Origin of the sequence: Collimonas sp. (assembly GCF_039923675.1) — a bacterium.
In the GTDB taxonomy this organism is placed as follows: Bacteria; Pseudomonadota; Gammaproteobacteria; order Burkholderiales; family Burkholderiaceae_D; genus Collimonas.
Map to the genome: position 1 here is coordinate 1 of NZ_JBDTCG010000005.1, position 14,573 is coordinate 14,573.

The following is a 14,573-nucleotide window of genomic DNA, read 5'->3' on the forward strand; positions in this document are numbered from 1 at the left end:
GACGCGATCGGCATCGGTATGGCAAAGATGATGGGGCTCGATCCGTTGATCGGTTTGCTGGGCGCTTCTATTTCCCTGTCCGGCGGTCACGGTACGGGCGCAGCCTGGGGACGGGTGTTTTCCGAGCGTCACGGTTTGGCGGCGGCAACTGAAATTGCAATAGCCTGCGCCACTTTCGGCCTGATACTGGGCGGTCTGATCGGCGGACCGGTGGCGGGTTTCCTGGTCAAGCGGGTCAAACTTCCGAGCGCCGAGGCCGCGAAGGCGGATCACGACCGCACGCCGCTAAGCTTCGAACAACCTAAGGCCGAGCAACTGATCACGCCGCAAGCCTTCATCGAGGCGCTGGCGCTGATCGCCGTGAGTCTTTCGGCGGGCACCCTGATTGCCGGCCGGCTCAACGGCACTGCGTTTGAATTGCCGACTTTCGTCTGCGTGCTGTTCGTTGGCGTCCTGCTGAGCAACGGTTTGTCGCTGCTGGTCGGCTACAAGATTTTCGAGCGCGCCATCCTGGTGTTGGGCAATGTCAGCCTGTCGTTGTTCCTGGCGATGGCGTTGATGAGTCTGCGCCTGTGGGACCTGGCGTCGCTGGCCTTGCCGGTGCTGCTGATCCTGGCGGTGCAGGCTGCGGCCATGGCGGCTTATGCCGTTTTTGTAACGTTCCGCATCATGGGCAAGAACTATGACGCTGCGGTGCTGGCAGCTGGCCATTGCGGCTTCGGCCTGGGCGCGACGCCGACCGCGATCGCCAACATGCAGGCGGTGACCGACCGCTTCGGCCCATCGCCGCTGGCGTTCCTGGTGGTGCCGATGGTGAGCGCATTCTTCATCGATATTGCGAATGCGATTGTGATCAAGTTGTTCCTGGCGTTACCGATATATAACTAGCCCAGGACAACGCATCGTGGCGGGTCCGGATGAGGCGCAAGCCGGATCGAGGCAAGAGGTGCACATTTGCGGTGTCTATGCCAACCCTGTGAGCCTCATGTATATTGATGATTCTCATAGCCCATATGAATATCCGTCATCAGCTCAGAAATGCCTCTACCACTTATCGGCCCCCAAATTCAGCTCCGGCTTCTGCAGGAATCCGATGCAGCCGCACTCGTTGCGGCCGCAGCGGATGGGGAGCTATGGAATCTTCCCTTTACCGTCGTGCCTTCGGCGCTGACTGTCGACGCCTGCATCGAGACTGCTCTCAAGGGTTACCGGGCCGGCACCGTGCTGCCGCTTGTCACGGAAATGAAAGCCGGCGGCCAGGTCATCGGCGCTACCCGGTTCTGGAAAATCGACCGCATTAACCGCAAAGTGGAAATCGGCCACACCTGGATTGCCGCATCGTGGCAGCGCAGCTTTGTCAATACGGAAGCCAAATATCTCATGCTGCGTTACGCATTCGAGGAACTGCGCTGTGTCCGGGTCCAGTTCCAGACCGATGAAATCAATGCGAAGTCGCGTGCGGCGATTCTGCGGCTCGGCGCCCAGCAAGAGGGCATCATTCGTCACGAAAGAATCATGCCGGACGGGCGCAAGCGTAACTCTGTGCGCTTCAGCATCATCGATGACGAGTGGGCGGCGGTGAAGAGCAATCTGGAGGCGCGCTTGCAGCGCCAGGCGTAAAGGCCGGATGAATTGTAGTTACCCTGTTTTTTGACTGACTGGAGAAACGATGCAAACCGTCACACTACCTTACGGCTCGGATCAGAGCGGCCTGGTATGCGGTTATTTATTCAGTGACGGCGGATGCGGTCAGGCGATCGAATCGGAACAGGCGGAAGCCTGGCTGGCCGAGCGCGAACAGCACTCCGGCCAGTTCATCTGGCTGCACTTCAACCTGGCGAATACCGCCAGTGAAAAATGGCTGGGAAAACATACCGGGCTGGCGCAAGAGTTTTACCAGAATCTGCATGAAGAGCAGCGATCAACCCGCATCGAGCTGGTCGACGATGTCCTGATCGCAGTCATCAATGACGTTCTGCATGATTTTTCCTTCGATCCCGCGGATATTTCCACACTCTGGCTGCATGTCGATAAACAGACCGTCATCAGCGCGCGCCTGAAGCCGCTGAAGGCAGTCGATCGCCTGCGCAATGCGGTCAAGAGTGGCGACGCGATTCGTTCTTCGGTCGAATTGCTGACGCATCTGCTACGTGACCAGGCCGACATACTGTCGAAAATTGTGCGCGACGCGATTCAACGGATCGACGGCATCGAAGACAAACTGCTGGCAGGAACCCAGAATAACAAACGCGCCAACCTGGGCGAGTTGCGGCGCGTGCTGGTGCGCTTGCAGCGTTTGCTGGCGCCAGAGCCGGCAGCGCTGTTCCGTCTGCTGCAGCGGCCGCCTGGCTGGATTGCCGAGCTTGATTCGCAAGAGCTGCGTCATGCCACTGAAGAATTTTCAGTCGTGCTGCATGACATGGCCACTCTGCAAGAACGCATCAAGCTGTTGCAGGAAGAAATGGCCGCACGCGTCAATGAAAGCAATAACCGCAGTCTGTTTGTACTGACCATCGTGACGGTGCTGGCGCTGCCGATCAATATCATTGCCGGTCTGCTTGGCATGAATGTGGGCGGGATTCCGCTAGGACAGGATCCGCAAGGTTTTTGGATCATCGCGGGAATCGTGGCGACTTTCACGGCGGTTGCCGGCTGGCTGGCGTTCAGGAAGCGTGGCGATGATTGAGATCCGCCATGGTTCCGGCCAATTCAGTCAAGGATAAAAATGACACAGATATTTCATCGGAACAGCTTTTGAAATCAATTAATATATTTGCTTCGAGCAGGGATATTTGCTGATCCGGGGATCCGCTGCGGGAGAGCTTGGCTTGATTGTTTATCGTTTCTTGAGATTAAGCTGTGGCAAATGCAGTAGTACATCTTGCGCGGCCACGCTCCTGCAAGCATCAGTCTTGCAGATTTAATTACGTCCCTGTATGCGCGCCGGTTTCTGCTCAAATTTCTGCTCAATGACGATACCGTCCAGAGTCCGCTGGCATTCACTCACGTGAATCACGCCAAGCTGTATCCGGGTGCAGATGTGGGTGGCGACATGTGGGTAGCGTTTACTGGCGCCAGCAATAGCCGGTTGTATCGGCGTGGATATCGCCGTTTTCTGTTATTCCCCCATGCTGTCAGGTGCATGCCTGGTTAATGTCATTTGGGCGCGGATGACATCGAATCCAGGCCGCTGCGCCGGATCTCATCCTGCGCAGCCGGCGACGCCAGATAGTGGATCAGGTTTCTGGCTGCCTCAGGATGTGCGGCATTGCTGGGAATGCCGGCGGCAAAGGTGGTAATGCTTTGCGCTTCCTCTGGAAGTTTCCCGGCGAAGTCCGCGCCGCTCACCGGCAGCAGTTCACTGACCTGCTGGAATCCCAATTCATATTCGCCTTTGGCGACCAGGCGGGCTACCGGATTTCTTTGAATCATGTGCGCCTTGCCTTTAACCTGGTCCTCAATCCCGAGCAGCTTGAACAGCCTGGTTTCTATGTAGACGCCGCTGGCGCTGTCTGAATAGGCGATGGACTTTGCGTTCAACAAGGTTTGCCGAAGGGCGGCCATGGTGCTGATATCCGGTTTGGCGGACCCCGCCCTGACTACCATGCCAATCCGCGAATCCGCCAGGTTTTGGCGGCTGTCGGCAAGCACTTTCCCTTGCTTGATCAAATCATCCAGGGCGTAACCGACCATGATCACGACGTCGGCCGATTCGCCGCGCGCCAGCCGGTTGGGAATTGCTTCGGGAGCGCTTCCCATCGACGGCCCCCAGGTCGTTTTCAGGGTATTGCCGGTAGCTTGTTCGAATGTGGGGCCGAGCGCCTTGTAGGCAGCGGTAAAGCCGCCGGAATTCATGACGTTGATGTCTTCGGCCCGGGCATTGCCGGAAATCTGGGCAATGCCAAGGACAAGTCCGGCCAGCCAGAAGGAAAATTGCATTTTGCGGCGCATGGCGATTTCCTGTTGTTAATTTACCAATGACGGGATTTTTAATGATAGCATGACAATATATTATCTAGAAGTCCGGCCATCGTTCTGATGCGCTGACAAGCCCGGAGGCGAGTAAAATACCGGCGGCAGAGAACACGCCGCTGGCGTCGGGTCGTGAGCGTAGTGTTGTCAGACTGCTATAACATGATGGTTTTTACTGGAAAAATGATGGCAAAGAAAAATGAAGAGCTGGATCCTGAAACACTGGCGCTGATCAATTGGTGCATCGAAGTAGAAGGCTTTCTGGTGGCGGGCGGCGCGACGATCGAGCAGGCGCAGGAACATATCGAAGAGCAGGTGGAGTGGTTTACCGATCAGTTCTATGACGGCTTGACGCCGGAACAGGCTGCCAAAGAAGCGTTGGCGGATTGAAAACCGCGCGATTGCGGCTGCAATTGTTACCGGGCCGGATTCAGTGAGCCAGCATGAAATAGGACGCGGCATCGGCTTGTCGGTCGGCGCCTCGATGCTGTTCGCCCTGTTGTCCGGCTATACCAGGTTGCTGGCGCCGCTCGATGGCTTGGATATCTTTGCCTGGCGGGTGGTGTGGACTTTGCCCGGCGCGCTGGCGCTGCTGGTCTTGCGCCGCCGCTGGCCACAGGCGCGTGTCTTGCTGCAGCGGCTGCGGCGCGAACCCCTGACTTGTCTCGCCTTGCTGGTGGTGGCGTCTTTGCTCGGGGTGCAACTCTGGATTTTCTTATGGGCGCCATTGCACGGCCGCGCGCTGGAAGTCTCGCTGGGCTATTTCCTGCTGCCGTTGACGATGGTGCTGGTCGGCCGTTTCTACTATCACGAACGGCTGGATATCTTTCAATGGCTGGCGGTCGCCTGCGCCGTGGTCGGTGTGCTGCATGAGCTGTGGATGACGCGCAGTTTTGCCTGGCCGACGCTGGTGGTGGCGCTCGGCTATCCGCCTTACTTTATTTTGCGCCGCAAGATCAATGCCGATCCGGTGGTGGCGTTCGCGCTGGAGCTGGCCTTGTTGCTGCCGCTTGCGCTAGCCATGCTGTATGCGCGCGATTCCTTCGTCGTGATTGCTCACCGGCCGGACATGTGGCTGTTGTGGCTGCCCGGTCTGGGCCTGTCACGGTGGCGTTGGGTGCTTATCTGGGCGCCAGCCGGCTGCTGCCGATGGCCTTGTTCGGCATCCTTGGTTATGTCGAGCCGGTGTTGCTGGTCGGTGTTGCGCTGGTCTTTCTCGGCGAAGCTTTGGCGCCGGGACAACTTGCGACCTATATCCCTATCTGGTGCGCGGTGGCATTGACGGCCGTCCACAGCGTCCGCCTGTTGCGCAAGGAGCGCAGTACGCCACGTTCCGACGCGGCGCCGTAACCCTCCGCAGGACTGGCTTAGGCTGCGCTGTTGCCCGCGTGGCGTTGCGCCAGCGCGGTCAACACTGCCAAGGCCTGGTCAGCTCGCGCGACCGGTACAAATACATGATCGTGACAATAAGCGGCAAGCACATTGGCGCTGATGCCTGATGTTGTCAGCTCGGTCGCCACCGCGGCGGTGAGCCCGACCGCGGCAAGGCTGGAGTGGACATTCAGCGTAATCATGGCGAATACGCCGTCATAGGCTAGCCCGGCGCTGTCGGCGGCTGGTTGCCGCAGGATCAGCGTCAGGCCTTCTTTTTCCTGGAACGATGCGACCGGCTCCAACGCCGCATGGGCGCCATAGCGGCCATCCGGGATGCAGCAGAAAACATACAGGCCATCGCTGGCGAGCGGGCTCATGGAGCCGAGCAGGGTATCGAGATCGGTGATTGCGCTCATCGGCTGGAAGGAAGGGATTTGTCAGCCGCCATGATACACGCACAATACACGCACGCTACACGGCCAGCCTCCGAAGTCATCGTCCTGTCATAAGACTGCTATATGTTGACGGCAAGAATCACCTTGGACGCCTTGGCTCTCCCTGACGGATAGATCATGTACAAAAACAGCAAGCGATTAATCATTCTTGATGCAGACGGCACGACGATCGATGCCTATAGCGCCATCGACAAGACGTTTTCCCGGCACGGCATGGAGATCGGCGATGAAGAACGCTTCCAGAAGCGGCGCCGTTTGTTCAAGTATCTGGGCGGCTTGAAAGAGTTTCCGGCCAACCTGAAAAAACAGATCGGCAAGCAGAACCGCAAGCAATTGATTGCCACGCTGACCGAGGTTTACCGCGAAGAGGCCAAGCTCTATCCCGGTATTGCCGAACTGGTGCAAAGCCTGATCGCGGCGCCCGACATTGCGGTCGGCCTGGTGACGCGCAACATGACCAACGATCCGGAGCAAACGCTGCGGCTGTTGTTCCGACGGCATGATATCGATATCGACGCTTTGGATTTTTTTGCGCACGTGCCATTGCACCTGGAAAAAATGCAGGAATTCCGATCGATCAGGGAGCGCATGGATATCAACCCGGCGCGTGGCTACATCTGTGGCGATGAGCACAAGGATTACCTGGCCGCGATCGGCTCCGGCATGCATCCTTTCATGGTTTCCTACGGTTTTGAGAGTTACAAGCGGCTGATCAAGAAATTCAGCGTGCCGGATGAAATCATTTCCCGGTCACCCGAAGAGTTTTGCGGGCGGGTGCGGCATGCCATGGACTTGCCGGATTTCCTTGAGCAGAAGAGCGCAGCGTAATCCGACCTGACGGCGCAACTCCCTGTTAGAATTTATCTTCCAAAAGATGGATTGGCGGGGATGCATGTATACACTCTATGGCTTCAAGGGCTGCGGCTCCGCAGCAGTGGAACTTGCGCTGGAACTGGCCGGGCTGCCTTACCGCCTGGTCGACGCCGCTTCCTGGGAACCCGGCTCGGCAGTCGATGAACTGCAACAATGCAATCCCCTCAGGCAGATTCCCACACTGCAGCTGCCGGACGGCAGCGTACTCACCGAAAGCGCGGCGATCCTGCTGCATCTTGGACTCAAGCACCCATCCGCACGACTTTTGCCCGACAACGAAGGCCAGCGCGCGCAGGCAATCAGAGGCCTGGTGTTCATCGCCGCCAACTGCTATGCCGCGATTGGCGTGATCGATTACCCGGAACGCTGGTGCGTCAATGCCGATGAAACGATCAAAGAACAGATCCGTCAGGGCGCGCGCGAGCGCCTGTATCGTTATTGGGAAATCTTTGCCGATACCTATCCGTCCAGCCCCTTCCTGAACGGCGACCAGCCCGGCGCGCTGGATCTGCTGGCGGCGGTGGTCACCAAGTGGTCGGGAGCAAGGGGGCATATTGCTCAGGCAAGGCCGGCTTTCCTGAAACTGATAGAAAGTATAGAAGCACATCCCAAAGTAGCACCGGTATGGCAGCGTCATTGGAACAGTTAATTTCGCCATAGATTTCTCGCAATACCCATCCGTTGGCACAGACTACGGATTTACACAAGAAAACGGAGACCCATCGTGCAGTCACAAAACGCGTTGTCTGAAGACCAGTTGATGAAGAAAGTGGCGTGGCGTTTGATGCCATTGCTGATCGTGATGTTCCTGGTGTCCTTCATCGATCGCCAGAATGTCGGTTTCGCCAAGCTCGACATGGTGCACGCCCTGCACATGAGCGAGGCCGCCTATGGCCTGGGCGCCTCGCTGTTTTTCATCGGTTACCTGCTGTTTGAAATCCCCAGTACGCTGGCGTTGCACAAATACGGCGCGCGGGTATGGCTGGCGCGCATCATGTTTACCTGGGGTGCGGTAACGATACTGCTCGGCTTCACCAGTTCGCTGCCCATGTTTTATGTGCTGCGCTTCATGCTGGGGGTGGCTGAAGCGGGGTTTTATCCGGGGGTGATCTATTACATCACGCTCTGGTTTCCACAGATATACCGGACCCGGGTGCTGGGCGTGTTCACGCTGGGGAGTGCTTTGGCCAACATGCTGGGCGCACTGGTCGGCGGCTTGCTGTTGAACCTGAACGGCACGCTGGGGCTGGCCGGCTGGCAGTGGGTATTCATCGCCACCGGCGCGCCGGCGATATTGTTGACATTGATCGTGATGGCGTATCTGCCGGGTTCGATCGATGAAGCCAATTTCCTGTCTGCCGCGCAGAAAGACAAGCTGAATGACATGATGCGGCGCGATGCGCCCGCCAACGCCACGCATGGCAATCCGCTGGCGGCCTTATGGGATGTGCGGGTGCTGCTGTTTGCCGCCACGTACATGCTGATGTCGACCTCGCTGTACGGCGTCACCTACTGGCTGCCGACGCTGGTAAAAGGCTTTGGCGTCAGCTCCACCATCAACGGCTTGCTGAACATGATGCCGTGGGGGCTGGCGGTATTGTTGCTGCTGTGGTTGCCTGGCAAGCTACGCCATGACCGCGTGGTGTACAAGGCGATTGCAGCCATCGGCTTGCTGGGACTGGTGTGCTTCGCCTCCAGCGCGCTGCTGGATTCGAATGTGCTGCGCTTTGGCGCGCTGATGGTCGGCGGCGCTTGCATCACCTTACTGTATCCGTGTTTCTGGTCCTTGCCGCCAAAATTCTTTCAAGGTGCGCGCGCCGCCGCCAGTATCGCCGCCATCAATTCGATCGGCAACCTGGGCGGATTCTTTGGCCAGAACCTGATGCCCTATGTCGGCAAGGTCACGCATAGCAATGTTACGCCGATGCTGGTGCCGGCGGCTTGCCTGGCGGTGCTTGGGGTGGGCGGGCTGGCGGCGATGAACTGGCAGCGCAAGCGCGATGCGGCCCAAACCTTGGCCCAAGCCTTGGCGCATGACGAAGGTCTGCAGCGCGCGGTGGCGGTGCAGGAAGACGGCAGCGAAGACCCGGGGGCAGGCATCGACCAGATGCTCGACCTGCATCCCGATCATATGCACATGCCGCCGCAGAAATGAAATCAGTGAAAGTCGCGGCTGCTGGTGTCCAGCTTGCCCAGCAGCGGCGACAGGTCGAGCAGGCGTTTGGCCACCAGATGGCTGACGCCATCCTGGGTTTGCCAGACGCCATATACGCCCATCAAGGTCGCAGCCCGTAATTCCTTGCGCTGCTGGTCGGCCAGGTCGGGCCAGACCACCACATTGACGGTGCCGGTTTCATCTTCCAGTGTGACAAACACCACGCCTTTGGCAGTGCCGGGCCGCTGGCGCACCGTGACGATGCCGCAGCCGCGCGCCAGCTGGCCGTTGGCAAAGGTGTTGAGCACATCGGCCGGCAGGAAGCGCTTGGTGCCGAGTTTTTCGCGTAGCAGCGCCAGCGGATGGCGGCCCAGGGTCAGGCCCAGCGTGTGATAATCGTTGACGATGTTTTCCGCTTCTCCCGGCGCTGCCAGCAACAGTTCTTCCTCATTTACCTGAGCCTGTTTCAACAAGCCTTTTTCAGGCGCGCTGACCAGCGCCTGCCACAAGGCCTGGCGCCGATTACCGGAGAGCGGGGTGAGCGTGCCCGCCGCTGCCAGTGCTTGCAATTGATCGCGCCTGAGTCCGCTGCGCAAAGCCATGTCCTTGAGATCGCTGAAGGGACGCACCGCGCGCGCGGCTTCAATTGCCTCGGCGTTGTCGAAGCTCAGGCCGCGCACCAGATTGAGTCCCAGCCTGACGGCCGGTCTGGCTGCGCTCGTAGGCTCTAGCACAGCTTCCCAGTTGCTGACGTTGATATCCACCGGCAGCACGTCGACGCCATGCCGGCGCGCATCCTGCACCAGTTGCGAGGGCGTGTAAAAGCCCATCGGCTGGCTGTTCAACAGGGCCGCCAGGAAAGCTTCCGGCTCGTGGCATTTGAGCCAGGAACTGGCGTAGGCCAGCAGGGCGAAACTGGCGGCGTGGCTTTCCGGGAAGCCGTATTCACCGAAGCCCTGGATCTGGCTGTAGATGGCTCTGGCGAAGCTTTCTTCATAGCCTTTGGCGACCATGCCGTCGATCAGCTTGCGCTCGAATTTTTCGAGGCCCCCTTTACGCTTCCATGCCGCCATCGAACGGCGCAATTCATCCGCTTCGCCTTGGGTAAAGCCGGCTGCGATGACGGCTATCTGCATTACCTGTTCCTGGAAAATCGGTATGCCCAAGGTCCGTTCCAACGCTGGTTTCAGCGCATCCTTGGGATAGACAATATCTTCCTTGTCCAATTTCCTGTTTTTGAGAAAGGGATGCACCATGCCGCCCTGGATCGGCCCCGGCCGGACGATGGCGACCTGGATCACCAGGTCGTAGAACTTGCGCGGCTTGAGCCGCGGCAGCATGCTCATCTGGGCCCGGCTTTCAATCTGGAACACGCCGATGGTGTCGGCCTTGCAGATCATGTCGTAGGTGAGCGGATCTTCGCGCGGAATATCCTGCATTTCAAACGTTTCGCCACGCTGGAACGCCACCAGCGCCAGCGCCCGTTGCAGCATCGACAGCATGCCCAGCGCCAGCACATCCACCTTGAGGATGCGCAGTGCATCCAGGTCGTCCTTATCCCATTGCACCACGCTGCGATTGGCCATTGCCGCATTTTCGATCGGCACCAGCCGCGACAGTTTGCCGCGTGAGATCACGAAGCCGCCCGGGTGCTGCGACAGGTGGCGCGGAAAACCCATCAGCGTATGCGACAGTCCTGCCCAGTGTTCGGCAATCGGGGTTCCGGGGTCGATGCCGAGTTCGCTGAAATTCTGTTGCAGCTGCTGTTTGTCATCCCACCAGCGCTGCGATTTGGCGACCTGGTCGACCAGGCCGGGATCGACACCCAGCGCCTTGCCGACATCGCGCAGAACGCTGCGCGGCCGGTAGCTGATCACCACGGCGGTCAGCGCGGCGCGGCGGCGGCCGTATTTTGCATAGATGTACTGGATCACTTCTTCGCGCCGCTGATGTTCGAAATCGACATCGATGTCGGGCGGTTCATCGCGTTCCTTGCTGATGAAACGGCCGAACAGCAAGGTGCTGCGGGTAGGATCGACTTCAGTGATGCCAAGGCAATAGCACACCGCCGAATTGGCCGCCGAGCCCCGTCCCTGGCACAGGATGTTTTGCCGGCGGGCGAACTGGACGATATCGTAGACCGTCAGGAAATACGCTTCATATTGCAGTGAATGGATGATATCCAGTTCATCTTCCAGCTGGTTTTGCACTACCGCCGGAATGTCATCGGCATAGCGATTGCGTGCGCCGATATAGGTTTGCTGGCGCAGGTAACTAGCCGCGGTGTGGCCCACCGGCACCACTTCATCCGGGTATTCATAGCGCAGTTCGTCCAGAGAAAAATTGCACCTGCCGGCAATGTCTACGGTCGCCGCCAGCGCCGCAAGGGGGTAGAGATTAGCCAGCCGCAGCCGGGCGCGCAGATGCTGTTCCGCGTTCGGGGCCAGGGCGTAGCCGCAGGCGGAAACCGGCTTGCCGATGCGGATCGCGGTCATCGTGTCCTGTAGCGGCTTGCGCGAGCGCCGGTGCATGCAGACGTCGCCGGTAGCCACCACCGGCAAGCCTTGTTCCTGCGCCACTTGCTCGATCACGGCGCGTTGCTGTTCATCGCCAGCCTGGTGCAGCAAGGTCAGGCCGAGCCAGCCGCGTCCTGGAAAGTTGTTGCGTAGCCAGCCAGCCTGGCGCGTCAGCGTGTCGTTATCGACGCCATGCACGGGAAGCAGGATCAGCAGGCAGTCGGGCAGTTGGCGCAGATGGATATTGTCGGCGTCGGGATTATCCAGATCCTCCGTCGTCAGTACATAATGGCCTTTGCCGGCGCGGCTGCGCGCCAGCGTGATCAGTTCCGACAGGTTGCCGTAGCCTTCGCGATTCTGTGCCAGCGCGATCAGCGAAAATGCCGGACCGCCATCGGCTTCATGCAGCTGGAACTGGCTGCCGATCAGCAGTTGGAGTTTGTGTTTTTTTGCTTCGACATGCGCGCGCACCACACCCGCCAGCGAGCATTCGTCGGTAATCGCCAAGGCTCGGTAATCGAGCTGGACCGCCCGCTCTACCAGTTCTTCGGGATGCGATGCGCCGCGCAGGAAGCTGAAATTCGAGACGCATTGGAGCTCGGCGTATTCCGGCAACAGGCCCGGAGCAAGCTCCGACGACGGTGCAAAAGGGGAAATTTCTTCCATCATCGCTTATCTCGCTCTATGATCTCGATCCATGCAGTCAGGCGAACAAGCCGTGCAGGAACCAGTGGATTTCAGCGCCGCTGCGTTCCCGGTAGATCCAATAACAGGCGGCGTCTTCGCCTTCAGCGATGAAATAATCGCGCACCGCCGCCACGCCATCCCACCAACTGCATTCGATACGCTCAGGCCCGGCGCGCAGCCGTAAAGGCGAACCATAGAAAGGGCGGTGATTGCGGATCGTCAAGGCCAGCGGTGCTTTCAACAGCCAGAACGGGCGTTGCGGCTGGATGCTGCGGACGGCGTCGTCCGCGGTCCGCCGGACCTGGCCGGTGGCTGCTTGCCAGGCGTTGGCGATTTCCGGCCTGTGATCAGCGTATGCCGCAGGCTGCAGCACGTTCTCGCTACCGAGCCGTGCGCTTAACAGTTCCAGCAAGCGTGCGTAGGCGCCTGGCGCGCCACCCGGTTCGGGAAACAGCGAAGCAGTCGGCGGCAGCATTGGCGCTACCCGGGTGGCTTGCAGGCGCAAGGCAATCACCGGGGCATCGAGCTGCAGCCGGCCCAGCCGTTCTTTCAGCAAACGCAGCAGATGCTCTTCATGCCAGGCTGCTTCGGCCAGGGAAATTTCCAGTGGTGTCGGCGCTATCGCCTGGCGGCCGCGCTCATGTTCCAGCGACAGCGTGAAGCAGGATACCGCCAGCTGTTGCGCCACCAGCCAGCCTGTCATTTGCAGGATCAAGCGACGCGCCGCAAACAGCACTGCTTCGGCGTGTTCGATCCGGTCCGGCAATTCCAGCCAGGCGGAAAAAGAAAGCGGCGCTTGTACCCATTCAAACATTTCCGGCGCAACGCCATAGGCGCGGTCCAGGCTTTCCAGCACATGTTTGTCGCTGCGCCGCTGCAAGCCGGCGCGCGGCAGCTTGCGGATGTCGGCCAAGGTCTGGCAGCCGATGCCTGCCAGCCATTCCTGGTACGGGCGCGCTGCAGGCAAAATCATGAACGGTAAAGCATCCAGCCGCCGCTGCATGCCTGCGATGCGCAGGCTGCGCCGTTGCCGTGGCAAAGGCGGAGTGCGATGCTGGCGACGGTAGCGGGCCAGTAGCCACGCGCCCTGGGCCGTCGGCGCCATGCTCAGTTGCAGCGTGAAGCCGAGCGCCTGGATGCTGTCGCGGATGCGGCGGCACAGCGCCAGCCGGCCGCCGAAAGCGCTCAGGCTGGCGCTGACGTCGAGCAGCAGCGCATCCTCTTCCGCATGCGCGACTTCCGGTGTGTACTGCAATAGCGTCAGCGCGATATCGTCGCGTGCGCCTTGCTCGCGCGTCGTTTCGCGTTCGCATAGCAAGGTCTCCGGCGCCAGCGCCAGCGCGCCGCCGCGGCGCATGCCCGGCCGCACGCCGGCGGCAGCCGCGCCGGCGGTCATGGTCAGCACCTGGTCATGCTCCATGACGGCAAGCATGCAGGGCTTAGCCCAGCGCGGGCGCAAGGTTTCCAGCGCCAGCAACGGAAGATGTATGCCGATCCAGATAGCCATGATGAGGTACTGCCGAAGAAGGTAAAAAAATAACGGGAGCTGCGACCGGAGCAAGTTCATGAATGATCGCGGGCAGCGGTAGGTAAAACGTCTGTTCGTGTTGCGGGCCTTTGCGTTTGAGCAGCTGGATCTCGACGCCGTTGCGCGCCGGCTGCAACGACAGACGCAAAGGCGAGGGCGACGATTCGTGCGCGGCGCTCAGCGGGCGGATCATCCACAGCATGGTGTCGCTGGCTTGCGCCGCCAGATGTAGGCGGCGCAAGGCTTCGCCGCGAATCTGGGTTTGCCATATCAGCAACGCACCGCAACTGCCGTTACGCAAGACCTGTTCCGCCGACCACAAGACATCGGTGCTGCGCGCGGCTTTAATCCACAGCAATTTATCAACAGGCAGTCCCGCGCCATGCCATGCGGCGATCTGCGGCAGGTGCGGCGGCTGCAGCAGCACGATCCGGCGCTGCTGTGCAATCCGCGTCAAGGCTGGCTGCAGCAACCGCATTTCGCCGCAGCCGGCCTGGTGCAGCAGCAATTCGATCAGCGCCGAATGCGGCCAGCCGCCATTCGGCAGTTCCCGGTCCAGCGCCGCATGGCCGGAAGCCGTGACCACACCCTGGTAAGACCCCATCTGATCCGCGCGCCACAAGGCATGCGGCAAGGTCGAAACGACCGATTGAACCGCAGCGGCATGGCTGGAGAAGGGGTTGGCAGAATAGGGCATGACGGAATGGCTACGAGGTTTAACTTAAGAGATGAAATATTATACTGTATGTATGTACAGTATAAATTCAATCTGGCGTTAGTCAATCCACGTATCGGCTGCCGGCCAGGCAAAGATTTTTATCTATGTTTGGGTATAACTCATGTTGTCGTCCTTTTTAGGGGCTCTTCGCGGATTTCCGGGGAATTGACAGATAAAAATCCTTGTCCGCCGAAAACACGGAAACAAACCTGGGTTTTACGTGCCTTCCGTGTTTTCCGTGGGCAAAGATGTTGATCCTTTAAGATTGAAAGCGGTCATCGCATTGCAAAGGGAG

Annotated in this window: 12 protein-coding genes and 1 pseudogene; 8 read left to right on the forward strand and 5 right to left on the reverse strand. The window is 59.5% G+C overall.

The window, feature by feature from the left end; genetic code table 11:
* From gltS to ABI171_RS00800, 3 genes are all read left to right on the forward strand, one after another.
* The coding region (gene gltS / locus ABI171_RS00790; RefSeq protein ID WP_348090723.1) for a sodium/glutamate symporter at window positions 1-888 on the forward strand (888 nt) is incomplete at its 5' end.
* A 150-nt stretch (window positions 889-1,038) separates the two neighbouring features.
* A complete protein-coding gene (locus tag ABI171_RS00795; RefSeq protein ID WP_348090724.1) occupies window positions 1,039-1,620 on the forward strand; it encodes a GNAT family protein in 582 nt (193 codons plus the stop codon).
* Between the two features lie 49 nt (window positions 1,621-1,669).
* Complete coding sequence (locus ABI171_RS00800; RefSeq protein ID WP_348090725.1) at window positions 1,670-2,686, forward strand: transporter; 1,017 nt, start codon at window positions 1,670-1,672, stop codon at window positions 2,684-2,686.
* Between the two features lie 470 nt (window positions 2,687-3,156).
* Here ABI171_RS00800 and ABI171_RS00805 read toward each other — a convergent pair whose 3' ends face one another.
* The gene (locus ABI171_RS00805) at window positions 3,157-3,939 is read right to left on the reverse strand and encodes a substrate-binding domain-containing protein (RefSeq protein ID WP_348090756.1); all 783 of its coding nucleotides are present in this window, start codon (window positions 3,937-3,939) and stop codon (window positions 3,157-3,159) included.
* A 219-nt stretch (window positions 3,940-4,158) separates the two neighbouring features.
* On the opposite strand from ABI171_RS00805, the gene ABI171_RS00810 reads away from it, so the two are divergent.
* Window positions 4,159-4,362 (forward strand): hypothetical protein, encoded by a 204-nt coding sequence (locus tag ABI171_RS00810; protein WP_348090726.1) that lies wholly within the window; start codon window positions 4,159-4,161, stop codon window positions 4,360-4,362.
* Window positions 4,363-4,405: 43 nt separating this feature from the next.
* A pseudogene (rarD, locus tag ABI171_RS00815) lies at window positions 4,406-5,322 on the forward strand (EamA family transporter RarD).
* Window positions 5,323-5,339: 17 nt separating this feature from the next.
* Here rarD and ABI171_RS00820 read toward each other — a convergent pair.
* Window positions 5,340-5,762: an ACT domain-containing protein gene (locus ABI171_RS00820; protein WP_348090727.1), complete on the reverse strand. Its 423-nt coding sequence runs from the start codon at window positions 5,760-5,762 to the stop codon at window positions 5,340-5,342.
* A gap of 156 nt (window positions 5,763-5,918) precedes the next feature.
* Here ABI171_RS00820 and ABI171_RS00825 point away from each other — a divergent pair, with 156 nt between their 5' ends.
* From ABI171_RS00825 to ABI171_RS00835, 3 genes are all read left to right on the forward strand, one after another.
* Complete coding sequence (locus tag ABI171_RS00825) at window positions 5,919-6,629, forward strand: HAD hydrolase-like protein (RefSeq protein ID WP_348090728.1); 711 nt, start codon at window positions 5,919-5,921, stop codon at window positions 6,627-6,629.
* Between the two features lie 64 nt (window positions 6,630-6,693).
* Complete coding sequence (locus tag ABI171_RS00830) at window positions 6,694-7,323, forward strand: glutathione S-transferase family protein (protein ID WP_348090729.1); 630 nt, start codon at window positions 6,694-6,696, stop codon at window positions 7,321-7,323.
* Window positions 7,324-7,434: 111 nt separating this feature from the next.
* The gene (locus ABI171_RS00835) at window positions 7,435-8,829 is read left to right on the forward strand and encodes an MFS transporter (protein ID WP_348090757.1); all 1,395 of its coding nucleotides are present in this window, start codon (window positions 7,435-7,437) and stop codon (window positions 8,827-8,829) included.
* Between the two features lie 2 nt (window positions 8,830-8,831).
* Here ABI171_RS00835 and ABI171_RS00840 read toward each other — a convergent pair whose 3' ends face one another.
* Genes ABI171_RS00840 through imuA form a run of 3 tightly spaced genes read right to left on the reverse strand, consistent with a single transcriptional unit; the run spans window position 8,832 to window position 14,257 of the window.
* Window positions 8,832-12,014 (reverse strand): error-prone DNA polymerase, encoded by a 3,183-nt coding sequence (locus tag ABI171_RS00840; RefSeq protein ID WP_348090730.1) that lies wholly within the window; start codon window positions 12,012-12,014, stop codon window positions 8,832-8,834.
* A gap of 34 nt (window positions 12,015-12,048) precedes the next feature.
* Window positions 12,049-13,539 carry a DNA polymerase Y family protein gene (locus ABI171_RS00845; RefSeq protein WP_348090731.1) on the reverse strand — a complete coding sequence of 497 codons (1,491 nt, stop codon included), beginning with the start codon at window positions 13,537-13,539 and terminating at the stop codon, window positions 12,049-12,051.
* A complete protein-coding gene (gene imuA / locus ABI171_RS00850; protein ID WP_348090732.1) occupies window positions 13,472-14,257 on the reverse strand; it encodes a translesion DNA synthesis-associated protein ImuA in 786 nt (261 codons plus the stop codon). Before imuA ends, ABI171_RS00845 begins: the two co-directional genes overlap by 68 nt.
* Window positions 14,258-14,573 lie beyond the last annotated feature (316 nt).